Annotated in this window: 16 protein-coding genes; 5 read left to right on the top strand and 11 right to left on the bottom strand. The window is 72.0% G+C overall.

Annotated elements, in window-relative coordinates:
* Window positions 1-13 precede the first annotated feature (13 nt).
* The gene (locus GWK25_RS12825; protein ID WP_215450055.1) at window positions 14-1165 is read right to left on the bottom strand and encodes a Gfo/Idh/MocA family protein; all 1152 of its coding nucleotides are present in this window, start codon (window positions 1163-1165) and stop codon (window positions 14-16) included.
* Between the two features lie 111 nt (window positions 1166-1276).
* Here GWK25_RS12825 and GWK25_RS12820 point away from each other — a divergent pair, with 111 nt between their 5' ends.
* Window positions 1277-2293 (top strand): LacI family DNA-binding transcriptional regulator, encoded by a 1017-nt coding sequence (locus GWK25_RS12820; protein ID WP_215450054.1) that lies wholly within the window; start codon window positions 1277-1279, stop codon window positions 2291-2293.
* A gap of 75 nt (window positions 2294-2368) precedes the next feature.
* Here the strand turns inward: GWK25_RS12820 and GWK25_RS12815 are convergent, their stop codons facing one another.
* Window positions 2369-2860 (bottom strand): MarR family winged helix-turn-helix transcriptional regulator, encoded by a 492-nt coding sequence (locus GWK25_RS12815; protein WP_215450052.1) that lies wholly within the window; start codon window positions 2858-2860, stop codon window positions 2369-2371.
* 152 nt (window positions 2861-3012) lie between these two features.
* Here GWK25_RS12815 and GWK25_RS12810 point away from each other — a divergent pair, with 152 nt between their 5' ends.
* A complete protein-coding gene (locus GWK25_RS12810) occupies window positions 3013-3387 on the top strand; it encodes a DoxX family protein (protein ID WP_215450050.1) in 375 nt (124 codons plus the stop codon).
* Between the two features lie 3 nt (window positions 3388-3390).
* Here the strand turns inward: GWK25_RS12810 and GWK25_RS12805 are convergent, their stop codons facing one another.
* From GWK25_RS12805 to GWK25_RS12785, 5 genes are all read right to left on the bottom strand, one after another.
* A complete protein-coding gene (locus tag GWK25_RS12805) occupies window positions 3391-3816 on the bottom strand; it encodes an ankyrin repeat domain-containing protein (protein WP_215450048.1) in 426 nt (141 codons plus the stop codon).
* Window positions 3817-3893: 77 nt separating this feature from the next.
* Complete coding sequence (locus tag GWK25_RS12800; RefSeq protein ID WP_308404224.1) at window positions 3894-4538, bottom strand: hypothetical protein; 645 nt, start codon at window positions 4536-4538, stop codon at window positions 3894-3896.
* Window positions 4539-4552: 14 nt separating this feature from the next.
* Entirely contained in the window at window positions 4553-5425 is an 873-nt protein-coding gene (locus GWK25_RS12795; protein ID WP_215450046.1) for a carbohydrate ABC transporter permease, read from the bottom strand.
* Complete coding sequence (locus GWK25_RS12790) at window positions 5422-6363, bottom strand: carbohydrate ABC transporter permease (protein WP_215450043.1); 942 nt, start codon at window positions 6361-6363, stop codon at window positions 5422-5424. Before GWK25_RS12790 ends, GWK25_RS12795 begins: the two co-directional genes overlap by 4 nt.
* On the bottom strand, window positions 6360-7655 hold the full coding sequence (locus GWK25_RS12785; protein ID WP_215450040.1) for an ABC transporter substrate-binding protein: 1296 nt from the start codon (window positions 7653-7655) through the stop codon (window positions 6360-6362). The genes GWK25_RS12790 and GWK25_RS12785 overlap by 4 nt, the downstream gene beginning before the upstream one ends.
* 65 nt (window positions 7656-7720) lie before the next feature.
* On the opposite strand from GWK25_RS12785, the gene GWK25_RS12780 reads away from it, so the two are divergent.
* The 3 genes from GWK25_RS12780 to GWK25_RS12770 all read left to right on the top strand — a co-directional run bounded on the left by GWK25_RS12780 (window position 7721) and on the right by GWK25_RS12770 (window position 10759).
* Window positions 7721-9070 (top strand): Gfo/Idh/MocA family protein, encoded by a 1350-nt coding sequence (locus GWK25_RS12780; RefSeq protein ID WP_215450038.1) that lies wholly within the window; start codon window positions 7721-7723, stop codon window positions 9068-9070.
* Window positions 9071-9573: 503 nt separating this feature from the next.
* Window positions 9574-10029, top strand: coding sequence for an SRPBCC family protein (locus GWK25_RS12775; RefSeq protein WP_215450037.1), 456 nt, complete (start codon window positions 9574-9576; stop codon window positions 10027-10029).
* Window positions 10030-10105: 76 nt separating this feature from the next.
* Entirely contained in the window at window positions 10106-10759 is a 654-nt protein-coding gene (locus GWK25_RS12770; protein ID WP_215450034.1) for a class I SAM-dependent methyltransferase, read from the top strand.
* Between the two features lie 48 nt (window positions 10760-10807).
* Here GWK25_RS12770 and GWK25_RS43405 read toward each other — a convergent pair whose 3' ends face one another.
* The 4 genes from GWK25_RS43405 to GWK25_RS12750 all read right to left on the bottom strand — a co-directional run bounded on the left by GWK25_RS43405 (window position 10808) and on the right by GWK25_RS12750 (window position 17391).
* A complete protein-coding gene (locus tag GWK25_RS43405; RefSeq protein WP_251828841.1) occupies window positions 10808-11914 on the bottom strand; it encodes a hypothetical protein in 1107 nt (368 codons plus the stop codon).
* Window positions 11915-12008: 94 nt separating this feature from the next.
* Entirely contained in the window at window positions 12009-13163 is a 1155-nt protein-coding gene (locus GWK25_RS12760; RefSeq protein ID WP_215450032.1) for an XdhC/CoxI family protein, read from the bottom strand.
* Between the two features lie 69 nt (window positions 13164-13232).
* Window positions 13233-14678, bottom strand: coding sequence for an NCS2 family permease (locus GWK25_RS12755; protein WP_215450031.1), 1446 nt, complete (start codon window positions 14676-14678; stop codon window positions 13233-13235).
* A gap of 325 nt (window positions 14679-15003) precedes the next feature.
* On the bottom strand, window positions 15004-17391 hold the full coding sequence (locus GWK25_RS12750; protein ID WP_215450029.1) for a xanthine dehydrogenase family protein molybdopterin-binding subunit: 2388 nt from the start codon (window positions 17389-17391) through the stop codon (window positions 15004-15006).
* Window position 17392 lies beyond the last annotated feature (1 nt).

Here is a 17392-nt window from a genome sequence, read left to right as displayed (position 1 = left end):
GGTTCAACGGTCCTCAGAGGTTCACCCAGGCCCCCGACTCGGCGGAGCGGCTCATCGCGTCCAGCGCGGTGGCGCTGTGCACGGCGTCGGCGAGGGTGGTGCCGTGCGGGGTGCCGTCGGCGATGGAGCTCAGGAAGTTGTACGCCTCGATCACCTTGAGGTCGTCGTAGCCCATGGCGTTGGCGGAGCCCGGCTGGAACGCGGCGTACGTGCCGTGGCCGGGGCCGACGTAGAGGGTGTGGACGGACTGGTCCTGGTAGGCGTCGCCCTTGCTGACGCCCAGCTCACCCATGCGGCGGAAGTCCCAGAAGAGGGCGCCGTCGGTGCCGTGGATCTCGAAACCGTAGTTGTTCTGCTCGCCGACGGAGACCCGGCAGGCCTCCAGCACCCCCCGGGCGCCGGAGGTGAAGCGGAGCAGGCAGTTGACATAGTCCTCGTTCTCGACGGGGCCGAGTTCGCCGCCCGAGGCACGGGTGTGTCCGGCGGTGGCGCCGGCGGGGCGGGCCCGCTCGGGGACGAAGATCGCGGTGTCGGCGATGAGCGAGGCGATGTCGCCGAGCAGGAAGCGCGCCAGGTCCACCCCGTGCGAGGCGAGGTCGCCGAGGACCCCGCTGCCCCCGCGCTGCCGCTCGTACCGCCAGGTCAGGGCCCCCTCCGGGTGGGCCGCGTAGTCGCTGAAGAGGCGGACGCGGACATGGGTGATCCTGCCGATCTCCCCGGCGGCGATCAGCTCGCGGGCGGCTTCCACGGCGGGCGCGTTGCGGTAGTTGAAGCCGACGGTGCCCTGGACGCCGGCCTTCGCGACCGCGTCGGCGACGGCGCGCGCGTCGGCGGCGGTGAGCCCGACCGGCTTCTCGATCCAGATGTGCTTGCCCGCCTCGGCCATGGCGACGCCGATCTCCCGGTGCAGGAAGTTCGGCGCGGTGATGCTGACCGCCTGGATCCGCTGGTCGTCGAGCACCTCACGCCAGTCCCGGGCGGTGCCGGCGAACCCGAACTGCCGGGCCGCCTCCTCGGCGCGCCCGGGAACCTCCTCGACGACGGTGACCAGCTCGGGCCGCAGGCCGAGCCGCGGGAAGTGGTGCGGCACCCGGGCGTACGCCTGGGTGTGCACCCGTCCCATCCAGCCGAACCCCACGACGGCGACACCGAGCCCACTCACCATGACTGCCCTTCTTTGGACCGTTCCAAAAGCGTACGCCGCTCACACTGCGGGCCTGCTCCGGCACTGTCAAGCCCTTTGACACGGGCACCCCGCTGTGGAACGGTCCAGCCCATGAGACCCGGACCCGCGACCCCGACGATCCGCGACGTCGCCGAGCGGGCCGGCGTGTCCAAGTCGCTGGTCTCGCTGGTGCTGCGCGGCTCGCGGCAGGTGCGCGAGGAGAAGCGGCAGGCGGTGCTGGCCGCCGTGGACGAGCTGGGGTACCGGCCGAACGCCGCCGCGCGCAGCCTGAGCGAGCGGCGGACCCGCACGGTCGGTGTCCTCCTCAACGACATGCGCAACCCCTGGTTCGTGGAGCTGCTCGACGGCCTCAACTCCCGGCTGCACGACAACGGTCTGCGCATGCTGCTGGCCGACGGCCATCTCAACCGGCGGCTCGGCGAGGACCTGACCCGCACCTTCACCGAGCTGCGGGTCGACGGGCTGGTCGCGGTCGGCACCCTGCCGCCTTCCGAGGCGCTGCGCACGGCGGCCGGGCTCGTCCCGACCGTGGTGGCGGGTGCCCGCGAGCCGGCGCTCCCGCGGGTGGACGTCGTCGCGGGCGACGACCAGCACGGCGCCCGTCTCGCCACCGAGCACCTCATCGGCCTCGGGCACCGGCGCATCGCGCACATCGCGGGGGACGGTGTGGTCGGGGCGCTGCGCCGCCGCAGTTTCGAGACGGTGATGCGCGAGCACGGGCTGGGCGCTCTGGCGGCCGTCGAACGGGGCGACCTGACGGAGGAGGGCGGCTACCGCGCCACGGTCCGGCTGCTGAACCGCCCCGAACGGCCCACCGCCGTCGTGGCGTTCAACGACATGGCCTGTGTGGGCGCGCTCTCCGCCGCCGAGGAACTGGGCCTGAGGGTGCCGCACGACCTGTCCCTCGTCGGCTACGACAACACGTACGTCTCCCGGCTGCGCCACCTCTGGCTCACCACCGTGGACAACGGCAGCCACGACGTGGGCCGCACCGCCGCGCAGTGCCTGCTGGACCGCATCGCCGATCCGGCCCGCCCCGCCAAGGTCGTCCTGACCACGCCGACGCTGGAGGTCCGGGGGACCACGGGTCCGCCGGGCGGCCGCTGAGAGATCGTCCGGGCTCGTGGGTGGCCACCGGGCTCGTCGGTGTCCACCTCCCTGCCGGGGCGGCATGACGAGCCGTCAGCTGGGCGGCGGCAGGCAGTGGTCGTCGGGCGCGACGCTCTGCCAGATGCGCCGTCCGATGTCCCGCAGCTGCCGCTGCTGGGCCCGGGTGAGCGCGTCGAAGACATAGCGGCGTACGGCGGCGGCGTGGCCGGGCGCGCTCGCGACCACCTTGGCGTGTCCGGCGTCCGTGAGGACGGCCAGGGTGTAGCGCCCGTCGGAGGGATCCGGCTCGCGGCGCACCCAGTCACTCTTCTCCAGCCGCTTCACCAGGTGGGAGAGCCGGGACAGGGACGAACCGGCGTACCCGGCCAGGTCACTCATCCGCAGCGTGCGCCCCTCGGCCTGGGACAGCATCGCCATCACCACGTACTCGACGTGACTGACGCCCGCGTCCCGCTGCAGCTCCGCGTCCAGCGCGCTCGGCAGCCTGACCATCACGCCCGCCAGCGCGTGCCAGGTCTCCATCTCCTCGTCGGACAGCCAACGCGACTGCTGCGGTGTCTCCATGGCGCCCACTCTACGTGCAGCCGCCATCGACAAGGCCCGTTCCGACCCCGTCGAATGACTTGACGCTTCAAGTCGATCAGCCTAGGTTGAGCCTTCACTTCTCTTGAACATTCAACCCATCCGTGCTCGTCTCCCCTGAGGAAGAACCTGCCATGAACGTCACCCTCTGGATCATCGCGGGCCTGCTCGCGGCCGCCTTCCTCGCCGCCGGCCTGATGAAGACCGCCCAGTCCAAGGAGAAGCTGTCGGCCTCCGGCATGACGTGGGTCGACTCCTTCTCCCCGGGCATGGTCAAGACCATCGGAGCGCTGGAGGCCCTGGGCGCCGTCGGGCTGATCCTTCCGGCGGTCCTCGACGTGGCCACGGTGTTCGTCCCGCTCGCGGCGACCGGCCTCGCCGTCACGATGCTCGGCGCGGTCGTCTTCCACCTCCGCCGGGGCGAGACCAAGGAGACGGCACCGAGCCTGGTGCTGCTGGTCCTGGCGATCGTGGTGGCCTGGGGCCGGTTCGGGCCGTACGCGTTCTGAGTCCTACTCCGCGTCAGGATTGGCGCCGCCCGTGAGCAGCACGGCCGCCGTCTCGGTGTGGAAGCCGACGGCCGCCCAGTCGAGCGCGGTGCGGCCCGTGCCGTGGTCCTCACGGAGGTCGGGATCGGCGCCGTGGGCGAGGAGTTCGCGCACCGCCTCGATGTGCCCCCAGCACGCGGCGCCGCACAGCGGGGTGCCCTCCGCGCCGTGCCCGCTCTCCGTGTCGGGCGAGGCCCCGGCCGCGAGCAGCAGGCGCACGGTGTCGGCGGCCCCGTGGACGGCTGCCGCGTACAGCGGCGTCGTCCCCTCGGCGTCCGTCGTCTCGGCGGGCGCACCGGCGCGCAGCAATGCGGCGACGGTGGCGGTGTCGCCGATCGACGCGGCCGACACCAGCCGGTGCGACAGTTTCTTCCGCCGCCGTCTGTTCACCCTCGCGCTGTCCTTTCTCGGTACGCCCGGGGCGTCGGCACGTCACACGGCGTCGGCCCGTCAAGGGGGTCAGCCCATCACAGGCGCTCCCGAGGGGCGACCGTTTTTTCGCTCCCCTCGACTGGTCCGGGCACCTCTCCTTGCACCTCTCCACGTACGTCGACGGCCGTGAGCGCCAGCGCCAGCAGCCCCGGTACGAGGAACACGAGCGGCAACAGCATCCAGGCGCTCGCCACGGCTGTGGCCACGGCGAGGACGACCAGGGCGCTGCCGCCCGGATCGTGCACCGCGTCCCGGGCCGCGCCCCGTACCGCCCCGGGCCAGTCGTCGACCGACTCGGGACGGGCGCAGGCCCGCAGACCGATCACGGCGGCGCCGGTGCCGAGCGCGGCGGCGAGGAGGGCGAAGGCCCGGCCACCGGGGAGCCCGGCACCGGCCAGGGCCAGATCGACCAGGGCGAGGGCCAGGCCCGCGAGGGCCAGGAACCCGGCGGCCAGGTCGCCCGGCCGCAGTCGCCGGCGCAGCACCCCGAGGAACCGGGCGGCCGTGACCGGGCGGTCCTCCCGTACGCCCCGCAGGACCGCGCAGGCGGTGGAGAGCGCGGCCGGCAGGGTCACCAGCGGAAGGCTCACCACCGCCACCGCGACGCCCAGGCTCAGTACGTCCGCGAACAGCGTCATCCGGGGGCCGAAGATCTCGCCCGGCTCCCTCCTCGTCCGCACGGGGCGCACCCCCGTCACCCCTTGATCCCGGAGTTGGCCATGCCCTCCACCAGGAACCGCTGGAAGGCGAGGAAGAACAGCACGATCGGGAGGAGGGCGATGACGGACATGGCGAACATCGGGCCGAACGCGGAGGTGCTGGACGCGTCCACGAAGGACCTCAGGGCCAGGGTCAGGGTGAACTTCTCGGGCGAGAAGAGGTAGATCAGCTGGGTGAAGAAGTCGTTCCAGGTCCAGATGAAGGTGAAGATCGCGGTGGTGATCAGAGCGGGCCGGGTGAGGGGCAGGATCACCGAGAGGAAACTCCGGAACGGGCCGCATCCGTCGATACGGGCCGCCTCCTCCAGCTCCCTCGGCAGTCCGCGCATGAACTGCACGATGAGGAAGACGAAGAAGGCCTCCGTGGCGAGGAACTTCGGCAGGATCAGCGGCCAGTAGGTGTTCACCATGCCGAGCTGGTTGAAGATGATGTACTGCGGGATCAGCACGGCGTGGTGCGGCAGCATGATCGTCGCGATCATGAAGGCGAAGAGCGGCCCCCGGAAGCGGAAACGCAGCCGGGCGAAGGCGTACGCGGCCAGGGAGCACGACAGGACGTTCCCGACGACCGCGCCACCGGCGATCAGCAGGGAGTTGCCGAGCAGCTGGCCCACCGACACGTCGTTGACGCCGTCGAGCGCGGTCTCGTAGTTGGACCACTGAAGTCGGCTCGGCAGCAGGTCGAGACTGGCGATGACCTCGTCGGCGGGCTTCACGGAGGTCGCCAGCAGCCAGGCCAGCGGGTAGAGCATGACGAGGAGCGCGGCCAGACAGCCGGCGTGCAGCGCCACCCGCCGCCAGGCAACGGGCTTGCGCAGCAGGGGCGTTGCGGGTGTGGTGCTGGTCATCGGTCCCCCTCGGAGGCGTAGAAGACCCAGGAGCGGGAGGTGCGGAAGAGGATCGCGGTGACCGCGCCGATGGCGAGCAGCAGCACCCAGGCCATGGCGGAGGCGTAGCCCATGTGGGAGGCGACGAAGCCCCGGTCGTAGAGGTAGAGCGTGTAGAAGAGGGTGGAGTCGGCGGGGCCGCCCTTGCCCGCGCTGATCGCGAAGGCCGGCGTGAAGACCTGGAAGGCCTGGATGGTCTGGAGGACCAGGTTGAAGAAGATCACGGGTGACAACATCGGGACCGTGATCGACAGGAAGCGGCGCCAGGCACTCGCGCCGTCCACCTCGGCCGCCTCGTACAACTCTCCCGGGATCTGCTGGAGTCCGGCGAGGAAGATGACCATCGGGGCGCCGAACTGCCAGACGGTGAGCAGGGCCACCGCGAGCAGCGCCCAGCCGGGGCGGTTGACCCAGCCGCCGGTGCCGAGGAGGTTGTCGACGGTGCCGCCGTCGTTGAAGATCGCCCGCCAGACCAGGGCGATGGACATGGAGGCGCCGAGCAGGGAGGGTGCGTAGAAGGCGGAGCGGTAGAAGCCCCGCCCGCGTTTCATGTTCCTCAGGGCCAGGGCGACCAGGAGGGCGAGGGCCAGTTGGAGCGGGACGGCGATGACGACGTACATCAGGGTCGTCGCCACCGAGCGCCAATAGCGCGGGTCCTCGGTGAACATCTGGGTGTAGTTGCGCAGGCCCACCCAGTTCGGGGCGCTGAAGAGGTCGTAGTCGGTGAAGGAGAGGTAGAGCGAGACGGCCATCGGGAGCAGGGTCAGGACACAGGCCCCGAGCACCCAGGGGGACAGGAAGACCCAGGCCGCGCCCTCGCGCCGCCGGGGGCGTCCGGGCCGGTCCGGCGGGGGAACTCCCTTCTTCCGTACGGTCGTCGGCAGGTGTGTGGTGGTCATGACCTCAGCTCCGCCTTCGCCTCGGTGAGGTAGTTCTCGGCGGCCTCGCGGGGGGACATCCGCTCGTAGGACACCTGGTCGTAGTCGCGCTGGAACGTGGTCTGCAGGGCGCTGTCGCCCGACGGGGGCGCCTGGGGCGGCGGGTCGAGCTTTCCTTCGACCGTGGCCTGGTACTCGTAGATGGTTCTGTCGAAGTCCTTGAGGTCGGCCGCGATGTCCTCGCGGATCGACTCGTTGACGGGGATGCCCCGGGTGGCGCCGAGGATCTTCGCGGCCTCGTCGTCGTTGAGCAGGAAGTCGACGAGCCGGGCGGACTCCTCCGGGTGGCCGGAGTCGGCGGCCACCCCCATGAACATGGAGGGCTTGAAGTACTGGCCCGGGGTGCCGTCCTCGCCCGCCGGCATGGGGGCGAGGGAGATCCCGGTGGGCACGAGCGCCAGGTAACCGCTCGCGGGTGCGTCCCAGTTGACGTCGGAGGCGGCCGTGCCCCGGCCGAGCGGGGTGTTCTCGACCGAGCCGTCGAGCTGGGTCGTCTGCTCGGCCGGCGAGACGGCGCCCTCTCTGCGCAGCCGGTCGGTGAAGGTCCACCAGCGGGTCAGGTCATCGGCGTCGAAGCCCGGTCGGCGGTCCTCGGTGTACAGGGCCTTGCCCTGGCCGCGCAGCCAGATCTCGAAGGCGTCCTCGCTCTGGCCCGGGTCGGTGCCGCCCGGCTCCCCGGTCTTCTCGGCCACCGTCCGCATGGCGTCGGCCCATTCGCTCCAGGTCCAGCCGACCCGGGGCGGTGCGAGTCCGGCCGCCCGCCATTTCTCGGTGTCGTAGACCATGGTCTCGGTGCCGCGGCCCTGCGGCACGGCGTACTGCCTGCCGTTCACCCTGCCGGTGGCGAGCAGTCCCGGTTCGAACTCGGCGGTGTCCAGGGCGCGTCGCTGTTCGGCGAGGTCGAGGAGCACGCCACCGGACGCGTACTGGTCGATCATCCGGTAGTCGAGCTGCATCACGTCCGGGGCGTCGCCGCCGGCCGCCTGGGTGGCGAGTTTCTGCTTGTACGCCTCGTAGCCGGCGAAGGAGGTCTGGACGTCGATCCCCGGGTTCTTCTTCTCGAAGAGCTCGACGGCCGCCTGGGTTCTGGCGGCCCGATCGGGGTTGCCCCACCAGGTGTAGCGCAGGACGACCTCGCCGTCGACGCCGCCCGACCCGTCCGGTCCGGAGCAGCCGGTGAGCAGCGCGCAGAGCGCGAGCGCGGTGGCCACCGCACGGGGTTTCCAGGACTCCTTCGTCCTGATTCGGGGCATGAGTGCGTCACCTCTTTCACTAGAAAGCGCTTCCACCCCCTGTAGTGACCCTAGGGAAGGTCCGGATGTCACAACAAGACCCCTGCACCACCTCCCTACAACCCCGCCGTGCGGCCGTGGTGGGTCTCGGTGCCCGGGCACGGATGTTCACCGAGGCCCTGACGGGTCGCTTCGCGGAGCGGATCGAACTGGTCGGCCTCTGCGACCCGAACGCGCACCGGATGGCCGTCCACAACGCCTGGATCGCCGCCGACCACCCGGACCGCACACCCGTACCCGCCTACGCTCCCGGGGAGTTCGAAGAGATGCTGCGGCGCGAGCGGGTCGACCTGGTGGTGGTGTGCGGTGTGGACCGGACCCACGACCACTACATCGTGCGGGCCCTGGAGGCGGGCTGCGACGTCGTCACGGAGAAGCCGATGACGACCGACGCCGAGCGCGCCCGCCGTGTCCTGGACGCGTGCCGCCGGACGGGCCGCGAGGTGCGGGTGGCCTTCAACTACCGCTACAACCCCGTCCACTGCGCCGTGCGGGAGCTGCTCGCGAGCGGGGAGATCGGCGAGGTCGGCTCGGTGCACTTCGAGTGGCTGCTGGATCTGCGGCACGGCGCGGACTACTTCCGCCGCTGGCACCGCGACAAGGCCGACTCCGGCGGGCTGCTGGTCCACAAGTCGAGCCACCACTTCGACCTGGTCAACTGGTGGCTCGGCACCCGCCCCGAGACCGTCTTCGCCCAGGGCGGCCTCTTCTTCTACGGCGACGAGGCGGGCCGGCGCCGCGGCATCGCCCGCGACTACGCCCGCGCCCACGGCTCCCCCGCCGCCGAGAACGACCCCTTCGCGTTGCGTCTGGCGGACTCCCCCGTCCTCAGCGCGCTCTATCTGGACGCCGAGGGGGCGGACGGCTACCACCGCGACCAGAACGTCTTCGGCCCCGGCGTGACCATCGAGGACGACATGGCGGTCCTGGTGCGCTACGCGTCCGGCGCCACCCTGACCTACCACCTGACGGCCTACTCCCCCTGGGAGGGCTACCGCATCGCCTTCAACGGCAGCGAGGGGCGTGTGGAGCTGCTGGTGGAGGAGTCGACGTGGACCCGGCCGCACGTCCCCGTCACGGGGGCGAGCCCGGTCCTGCACGGCGCCGAGGCGGGCGAGGAACCGGGCAGGACCCAGCTGCTCGTACGCCGGTTCTGGGAGCCGCCGCGTGAAGTGAGGGTCGAGACGGCCGAGGGAGGGCACGGCGGTGGCGATGTCCGCATGCTGGCCGACCTGTTCGGGGAGCGTGTGCCGGACGCGCTGGGGCGGGCGGCCGACGCGGTGGACGGGGCACGGTCCCTGGTGACGGGCCTGGCGGCGAACCGGTCGCTGGAGACGGGGGTGCCGGTGGTGGCGCGGGAACTGCTGGACGTGTGAGCGCGCGCCGGGGCGGGCGGGGCGGGGCGGCACGAGTGTCTCGCCCTCGACCGGCCGGGGGCGGCGAGCCGTTCAGGAGGTGCGGCGGGTCACCGGGGAGTTCGAGGCGCTCCGGGGAGCGGTGGATCACGGTCGGTCGCATGGTGATCCGTTGGCGGTCCGCCATGCGCAGGCCCGGCACGGGGCTGGTCAACACCTCCAGGGTCAGGCGGAGTTGTTCGCGGGCGAGTTGGGAGCCGGGGCAGGTGCGGGTGCCGAAGCCGAGGGAGCCGGGAGGGCCGGACGGGTGCCGAAAGCCGAAGGGACCGGGAGGGCCGGGTGGGTGCCGAAGCCGAAGGGGCCGGGGAGGGCCGGGTAGGTGCCGAAGCCGAAGGGGCCGGGTAGGTGCCGAAGCCGAAGGGGCTGGGGAGGGCCGGTGGGTGTCGGGGCATCCGGGCGCGACGCGACCCTCCGCGCGCCCCCGGCACCCGCCTCCGCCCCGGCTGTTCCCTTACGCTCGCCCAGTGGTTCTCTTCCTCCTGGAACGCCTCACTCCGCTCCCCGTGGACCGCGCCTGGCGGCTTCTGACCGACTGGCCCCGGCACGCGGACGTCGTGCCGCTGACCCGCGTCACCGTGCGCCCGCCCGCGCCGACCGGTGCGGGCACGGTGTTCGTGGCCCGCAGCGGTGTCGGGCCGCTCTCCTTCGACGACCCGATGGAGGTCACGGTCTGGCAGCCACCGGAGTCCGGGGCTCCCGGGAAGTGCCGTCTCGTCAAGCACGGTCGGTTCGTCACCGGGTGGGCCGAGATCGAGGTGCATCCGTACGGTGAGGACGCGTCCCGCACGGTCTGGCGCGAGGACCTGCGGGTGCGATGGCTGCCGCGCCTCTTCGACCGCCCACTGGCGTGGACGGCGAGACGAATGTTCGGCCGAGCCATGGACGGACTGCTCGGGGACGACGGCCGACCGCCGCGCTGAGCCGCTCGCCCCGAAAAGCCCCTCATGGAGCGCCGTTCGAACATCGTTGTCAGACCCTCCGCCTACCGTTCGAACCATGACCACACACCGCCACACCACCACACGGGAGTCCTACGACACGGTCGCCACCGACTACGAGATGCTGCTGAGAGACGAGTTGGCGAAGAGCCCGTTCGAGCGGGCCATGCTGGGAGTGTTCGCCGAACGGGTGCTGGCTGCCGGGGGCGGACGCGTCGCGGATCTGGGATGCGGGCCGGGGCGGATCACCGGGCATCTGGCCTCGCTGGGGCTCGACATCTGTGGGATCGACCTCTCGCCCCAGATGGTCGCCGTGGCCCGCTGGGCCCACCCGCGCCTCCGGTTCGACGTGGGCACGATGACCGCGCTCGACTTCGCGGACGGCTGCCTGGCGGGAGCCCTCGCCTGGTACTCCACGGTGCACACCCCGCTCGCCGAACTGCCTGAAGTCTTCGAGGAGTTCCACCGGGTGCTGGCCCCTGGGGGCCTCCTCGCGCTGGCGTACAAGGTGGGCGACGAGTCCGTCCACCTGGGGCACGCCTACGGCCACCCCCTCGACCTCGACGTGTACCGCTTCCCTCCTGATCGGATCGCCGAACTGCTCGGCGATGCCGGGTTGCTGGAGTCGGCGCGGCTGGTGCGGGAGGCCGACGGGCCCGGCACACCGGCGAGCACCCCACAGGCGTATGTGCTGGCGCGCAAGCCGGAGTGAACCACCGGGCGCCCGGCAGGGTGCCGGGAGGCACGAGGCCGACCGTCGTCAGGACGGGCCCGGGTCGCCGTTGCGGGACGTGGACAGGCCGTCGCGGCGGTCGCGGTCGCCGTCGCCCTTCGTGCTGAGGAGGGTGTCGCAGATCTCGCGGAGCTTGTCGGTGGCCTGCTTGGAGAAGAGTCCGCAGAGCCCGGCTATGCCGGAGAAGCCGTACGGGTTGGTCGCCCCGGCCCCGGAGCTGCCGGCGAACAGGCCACCGCGCAGCAGGAGATAGACCAGGAGCGCGAGGGCCACCCCGATGCCGGCGCGCAGGAGGTACCACCACAGCCAGCTCGCGTAGAGCCGCCGGTTGCCGACGTACGTCGCGAAGGACGTGGCCGCGTGGACGAAGCTGCCGAGCGCGCTGCACACGACCACGGCCAGCAGCATCGCGGTGTCGGCGGTCAGCGACCAGTCCCCCAGCCCGAACGGCGACCAGCGCGCGGTGGCCGTGGGCTCCGCCCCGGGCTCCACCGTCGCCAGCACCGCCGGCCAGAGGGTCACCAGGGCTCCGCAGACGAAGACGACGTCCGCCAGGAGGAAGAGGCCCAGGATCGCCGTCGCGACGGTCGAGAGTCGGCGGTCGTCAGCGGTGCCGTCGCTTCCGGGGGCGGCAGCGTCGGAGCCGCCACCCGAGCCGTCGTCATGCGAGCCGTCGCCACCCGACCCGTCGTGATGCGAGCCGTCGCCGTCCAACCCGTCGTCGCCACCCGAGCTTCCGGCAGCCGCGTCGCCCTCGCCCTCGCCATCGCCATCGCCATCGCCATCAGCGGTGCGAGGCTCGTCACCGCCATCGGTGCCACCGCCCGTGCTCGGGGCATCGCCGCCCTCGGCGTCACGGCCTGAGGACGCGTCACCGCCAGAGAGCTCGCGGGCCGAACGCGCCTCGTCGGGTCCGGCGCGGACTCCCGCCCTCGCGTCACCGCCCTCGACTCGCTCGGCGGTCCCGGTGCCGGGGTTCCCGGCCGTGCTGCCGCCCGACCGCATGCCGTCATCCGCGGCGGGCCCGGTGGCGGCGCCCCGCCCCCGCATGTCCGTCTCCGCCTCCGCGTCCGTCGCGAGTTCGCCGTCCTGCCCCTCGGCGCCGCCCCCGTGCGGGCGCCCCCCACCGGTCATCGTGGTCAACTGTCCGCCCCCGTCGCGCTGTTGTCCTGTCGCAACGGTCGGGCCTGTCGTCCCGGCGGTCAAGTCGTCGGTACGGGCGGGAGTTTCAGGAGACGCGGAGGCTCGGCACTTCCATGAGGGAGCGTGGGGCGTCGTGGTGGATCGGGGTGTGCGCGCCGGTCAGGGAGACCCCGCTGCCGCCACGCCGGTCGGCGACGATCTCGGCGGCGATCGACAGGGCCGTCTCCTCCGGCGTGCGGGCGCCGAGGTCGAGCCCGACAGGCGACCTGAGCCGGGCCAACTCCAGCTCGGTGACGCCGACTTCGCGCAGGCGCTGGTTGCGGTCGAGGTGGGTGCGGCGGGAGCCCATGGCGCCGACGTAGGCGACGGGGAGCCGCAGGGCGAGACGCAGGAGCGGGACGTCGAACTTGGCGTCGTGGGTGAGGACGCAGAGGACCGTACGGGCGTCGACGGAGGTGCGCTCCAGGTACCTGTGGGGCCACTCGACGACGATCTCGTCCGCCTCGGGGAAGCGGGTGCGGGTGGCGAACACGGGCCGGGCGTCGCAGACGGTCACGTGGTAGCCGAGGAACTTGCCGATCCGGACGAGCGCCGACGCGAAGTCGATCGCGCCGAAGACGATCATCCGGGGCGGCGGGACCGAGGACTCGACCAGGATCGTGAGCGGCGCTCCGCAGCGGGACCCCTGCTCTCCGATCTCCAGGGTGCCGGTGCGGCCGGCGTCCAGGAGAGCGCGGGCCTCGGCGGCGACCGTCCGGTCCAGTTCGGGGTGGGCGCCGTACCCGCCGTCGTACGAGCCGTCCGGGCGGACCACCAGGGCCCGGCCCCGCAGGTGCGCCGGGCCGGAGACGATGCGGGCGAGGGCCGCCGCCTCCCCGCCCGCCGCCGAGGCGAGGGCCGCGGCGGCCACCGGGCGGACGGGGTCGCCGGTCCGCACCGGTGTCACCAGGATGTCGATGATCCCGCCGCAGGTGAGACCGACGGCGAATGCGTCCTCGTCGCTGTAGCCGAAGCGTTCGAGGACGGGTTCGCCGTCCTCCAGCGCCTGGCGGCACAGGTCGTAGACGGCGCCCTCGACGCAGCCGCCGGAGACCGAGCCGATCGCCGTGCCGTCCGCGTCCACCGCGAGGGCGGCGCCCGGCTGCCGGGGGGCGCTGCCGCCGACGGCCACCACGGTGGCCACGGCGAAGTCACGCCCCTGCCTGACCCACCGGTGCAGCTCTTCGGCGATGTCCAGCATCTCTCGGTCTCCTCACAGGCAACGCTTGCGCGGACGATACTCGGTGGCGGGCCGCGAGGCCCGGTCCGCCTAGTGGACGCCCAGCCAGCTCTCGATCGGGTTGAGGGCGAAGAAGACGACGAACACCGCCGTCAGGCCCCACATGAAGGCGCCGATCTCCCTCGCCCGGCCCTGGGCGAGCTTGATGGCGACGTAGGAGACGACTCCGGCGGCGACGCCCGCGGTGATGGAGTACGTGAACGGCATGATCACGACGGTCAGGAAGACCGGGACAGCGGTGGCGCGGTCGGACCAGTCGACGTGCCGGGCGTTCATCATCATCATGGCGCCGATGACGACGAGCGCCGCCGCGGCGACCTCGCCGGGCACGATCGCCGTGAGCGGGGTGAAGAACAGACAGGCCGCGAAGAACAGGCCGGTGACGACGGAGGAGAGGCCCGTGCGGGCGCCCTCGCCGACGCCGGTCGCCGACTCGACGAACACCGTCTGGCCGGAGCCGCCGGCCACACCGCCGATCGCGCCGCCCGCACCGTCGATGAACAGCGCCTTGGACAGGCCGGGCATCCGGCCCTTGTCGTCGGCGAGCCCGGCCTCCGTGCCGACGCCGATGATGGTGGCCATCGCGTCGAAGAACCCGGCGAGGACGAGGGTGAAGACGATCATGCCGACCGTCATCGCGCCGACGTCGCCCCAGCCGCCGAACTCGACGTGCCCGAAGAGCGAGAAGTCCGGCATCGAGACCGCGCTGCCGTGCAACTCCGGTGCGCCGCCCGCCCATTGCTTCGGGTCGATGACGTCGAGGGCGTTGAGGAGCACGGCGACGACCGTGCCGCCGACGATGCCGAGCAGGATCGCGCCGGGGACGCCCCGCGCCTGGAGCATGAAGATCGCGAGGAGGGTGACCGCGAAGAGGAGGACGGGCCAGCCGGCGAGTTCGCCGGCGGGGCCGAGGCTGACCGGGGTCGCCTTGCCCTGGTGCACGAATCCGGCCTTGTAGAAGCCGATCAGCGCGACGAACAGACCGATCCCCATGGTGATCGCGTGCTTCAGGGCCAGCGGGATGGCGTTCATGATCATCTCGCGGAGGCCGGTGACGACCAGGAGCATGATGATCACTCCGTACATCACGCACATGCCCATCGCCTGTGGCCAGGTCATCTGCGGGGCGACCTGCGAGGCGACGACGCCGGAGACGGAGAGGCCGGCGGCGAGCGCGAGCGGGACCCGGCCGACGACACCCATGAGGAGCGTGCTGACGGCCGCGGCGAGCGCGGTCGCCGTGATCAGGGCCTTCTGGCCGAGGGTGGCGCCGGCGGCGTCCGGGCCGGAGAGGACGAGCGGGTTGAGCAGCAGGATGTACGCCATCGCCATGAAGGTGGTGACGCCGCCGCGGACCTCTCGGGCGAGCGTGGATCCTCGGTGGGTGATGTGGAAGTACCGGTCGAGACGGGACCGGCCGACCGGGTCGGGGGTGCCGTCGGGGGCCGTCCTCGGCTTGAGCGACTGCTGGGTCATGGGGGCGTTCTCCCAAGGTTCACAGGGACACCCGGCCGTTGCACTGGGCTTCGGCGGGATTTGGGAAGGTGCGCCCGACGCGGGGGACGGCCCGAGACGAACGTGGGGTGTGCTTGTGGGGTGTGCTTGTGGGGTGCGGGTCCGGTGGGGGCTGGTCGCGCAGTTCCCCGCACCCCCTGAAAAAGCAGGGGCTGCGCCCCGTGCTTTTTCAACGGCCCGCAGGGGCCGTTGCTTTCAGGGGCGCGGGGAACTGCGCGAGAAGCCCCACCGGGCCCGCGGTCGCCATAGATCCCGCACCCCCGAGCTCATAGGCGCCCGGCGGCCCCTACGCCGTACCGGTCAGATGCTCCGGCCGTACCGGCGTCCTGTTCAGCTCCAGCCCCGTCGCGGAGCGAATCGCCGCGAGCACGGCGGGAGTCGACGACAGGGTCGGCGCCTCGCCCACCCCACGCAGCCCGTACGGCGCGTGGTCGTCGGCGAGTTCGAGCACGTCGACGGGGATGGTCGGCGTGTCGAGGATCGTGGGGATGAGGTAGTCCGTGAAGGAGGGGTTGCGCACCTTCGCGGTCTTCGGGTCGACGACGATCTCCTCCATCACCGCGATGCCCAGCCCCTGGGTCGTACCGCCCTGGATCTGGCCCACCACGGAGAGCGGGTTGAGCGCCTTGCCGACGTCCTGGGCACAGGCCAGTTCGACGACCTTGACCATGCCCAGCTCGGTGTCGACCTCGACGACGGCACGGTGCGCGGCGAAGGAGTACTGGACGTGGCCGAAGCCCTGCCCGGTGCGCAGGTCGAACGGTTCGGTCGGCCGGTGCCGCCACTCCGCCTCGATCTCGACGGCCTCGTCCCCGAGGACGTCCACCAGGTCGGCCAGGACCTCACCGGCGTCGGTGACGACCTTGCCGCCCTCCAGCAGCAACTCGGCCGTGGCCCAGGCGGGGTGGTACGTGCCGAACTTGCGGCGGCCCATCTCCAGCACCTTCTCGCGGACCAGCTCGCAGCTGTTCCGGACGGCGCCGCCCGTGACATACGTCTGGCGGGACGCGGAGGTCGATCCGGCCGAACCCACCTGTGTGTCGGCGGGGTTGATGGTCACCTGGGTGACGCCCAGCTCCGTGCGGGCGATCTGCGCGTGGACGGTGATGCCGCCCTGGCCGACCTCCGCCATGGCCGTGTGGACGGTGGCGACGGGTTCACCGCCGACGACCTCCATGCGGACCCGCGCGGTCGAGTAGTCGTCGAAGCCCTCGGAGAAGCCGACGTTCTTGATGCCGACCGCGTAGCCGACGCCCCGGACGACACCCTCGCCGTGCGTGGTGTTGGACAGGCCGCCCGGCAGCTGTCGTACGTCCGCCGCCTCGCCCGCCGTGAGCCACTGCTGCTCGGGCGGCAGGGGCATCGCCTTGACGCGGCGCAGGAGTTCGGCGACCGGGGCAGGGGAGTCGACGACCTGGCCCGTCGGCAGGGCGGTGCCCTGCTCCATGGCGTTGATCTGCCGGAACTCCACCGGGTCCATGCCGAGCTTCGCCGCCAGCTTGTCCATCTGCGCCTCGTAGGCGAAGCACGCCTGGACCGCGCCGAAGCCGCGCATCGCGCCGCAGGGCGGGTTGTTGGTGTAGAGGGCGATGGCCTCGATGTCGACGTCCTCGATGACGTACGGGCCGGCGCCGAGGGAGGCCGCGTTGCCGACGACGGCCGGGGAGGCGGAGGCGTAGGCGCCGCCGTCGAGGACGATGCGGGCCTTGAGGTGGGTGAGCTTGCCGTCGCGCGTGGCCCCGTGCTCGTAGTGCAGCTTCGCGGGGTGGCGGTGGACGTGCCCGAAGAAGGACTCGAAGCGGTTGTAGACGATCTTCACGGGCTTGCCGGTGCGCAGGGCCAGCAGGCAGGCGTGGATCTGCATCGACAGGTCCTCGCGGCCGCCGAAGGCGCCGCCGACGCCGGCCAGGGTCATGCGGACCTTGTCCTCGGGCAGGCCGAGCACGGGCGCGATCTGACGCAGGTCGGAGTGGAGCCACTGGGTGGCGATGTAGAGGTCGACGCCGCCGTCCTCGGCGGGTACGGCGAGGCCTGACTCGGGGCCGAGGAAGGCCTGGTCCTGCATGCCGAAGACGTACTCGCCCTCGACGATCACGTCGGCGCGCTCGCGGGCCGCCGCCACGTCGCCGCGGATGATCGGCTGGCGGTGGACGATGTTGGGGTGCGCGACATGCGCGACGTGGTGGTCGTCGCGGCCCTCGTGGACGAGGACGGCGTCCGGCGCGGTCGCGGAGGCCTCGTCGGTGATGACCGGCAGTTCGCGGTACTCCACCTTGATCTTGGCGGCGGCGCGGCGCGCGGTCTCCGGGTGGTCGGCGGCGACGATCGCGACGGGTTCGCCGTGGTGGCGGACCTTGCCGTGGGCGAGGACCGGGGTGTCCTGGATCTCCAGGCCGTAGTTCCTGACCTCGGTGGGGAGGTCGTCGTACGTCATCACGGCGTAGACGCCGGGGGTGGCCAGGGCCTCGGCCGTGTCGATGGAGAGGATCTCGGCGTGGGCGACCGTGGAGCGCAGGATCTGGCCCCAGAGCATGTCCTCGTGCCACATGTCGGAGGAGTACGCGAACTCGCCGGTGACCTTGAGGGTGCCGTCCGGACGGAGCGTTGACTCGCCGATGCCGCCTTTGGTGCGGGAGCCCTGGGTCAGGTTGGTGGGCAGGCCGGTGGTTCCCATG

The sequence above is a fragment of the Streptomyces sp. ATCC 21386 genome, assembly GCF_018728545.1.
Lineage (GTDB): Bacteria > Actinomycetota > Actinomycetes > Streptomycetales > Streptomycetaceae > Streptomyces.
This window is presented reverse-complemented; position numbering and strand designations above follow the sequence as displayed.

Bases quoted from the DNA above. Each gene is read 5' to 3' on its own strand.
- GWK25_RS12750 (WP_215450029.1), bottom strand. From the start codon at position 17,391: ATGGGAACCACCGGCCTGCCCACCAACCTGACCCAGGGCTCCCGCACC.
- GWK25_RS12790 (WP_215450043.1), bottom strand. From the start codon at position 6,363: ATGACCACCACACACCTGCCGACGACCGTACGGAAGAAGGGAGTTCCC.
- GWK25_RS12795 (WP_215450046.1), bottom strand. From the start codon at position 5,425: ATGACCAGCACCACACCCGCAACGCCCCTGCTGCGCAAGCCCGTTGCC.
- GWK25_RS12785 (WP_215450040.1), bottom strand. From the start codon at position 7,655: ATGCCCCGAATCAGGACGAAGGAGTCCTGGAAACCCCGTGCGGTGGCC.
- GWK25_RS12770 (WP_215450034.1), top strand. From the start codon at position 10,106: ATGACCACACACCGCCACACCACCACACGGGAGTCCTACGACACGGTC.
- GWK25_RS43405 (WP_251828841.1), bottom strand. From the start codon at position 11,914: ATGACCGGTGGGGGGCGCCCGCACGGGGGCGGCGCCGAGGGGCAGGAC.
- GWK25_RS12755 (WP_215450031.1), bottom strand. From the start codon at position 14,678: ATGACCCAGCAGTCGCTCAAGCCGAGGACGGCCCCCGACGGCACCCCC.
- GWK25_RS12810 (WP_215450050.1), top strand. From the start codon at position 3,013: ATGAACGTCACCCTCTGGATCATCGCGGGCCTGCTCGCGGCCGCCTTC.
- GWK25_RS12815 (WP_215450052.1), bottom strand. From the start codon at position 2,860: ATGGAGACACCGCAGCAGTCGCGTTGGCTGTCCGACGAGGAGATGGAG.
- GWK25_RS12825 (WP_215450055.1), bottom strand. From the start codon at position 1,165: ATGGTGAGTGGGCTCGGTGTCGCCGTCGTGGGGTTCGGCTGGATGGGA.
- GWK25_RS12780 (WP_215450038.1), top strand. From the start codon at position 7,721: ATGTCACAACAAGACCCCTGCACCACCTCCCTACAACCCCGCCGTGCG.
- GWK25_RS12760 (WP_215450032.1), bottom strand. From the start codon at position 13,163: ATGCTGGACATCGCCGAAGAGCTGCACCGGTGGGTCAGGCAGGGGCGT.
- GWK25_RS12820 (WP_215450054.1), top strand. From the start codon at position 1,277: ATGAGACCCGGACCCGCGACCCCGACGATCCGCGACGTCGCCGAGCGG.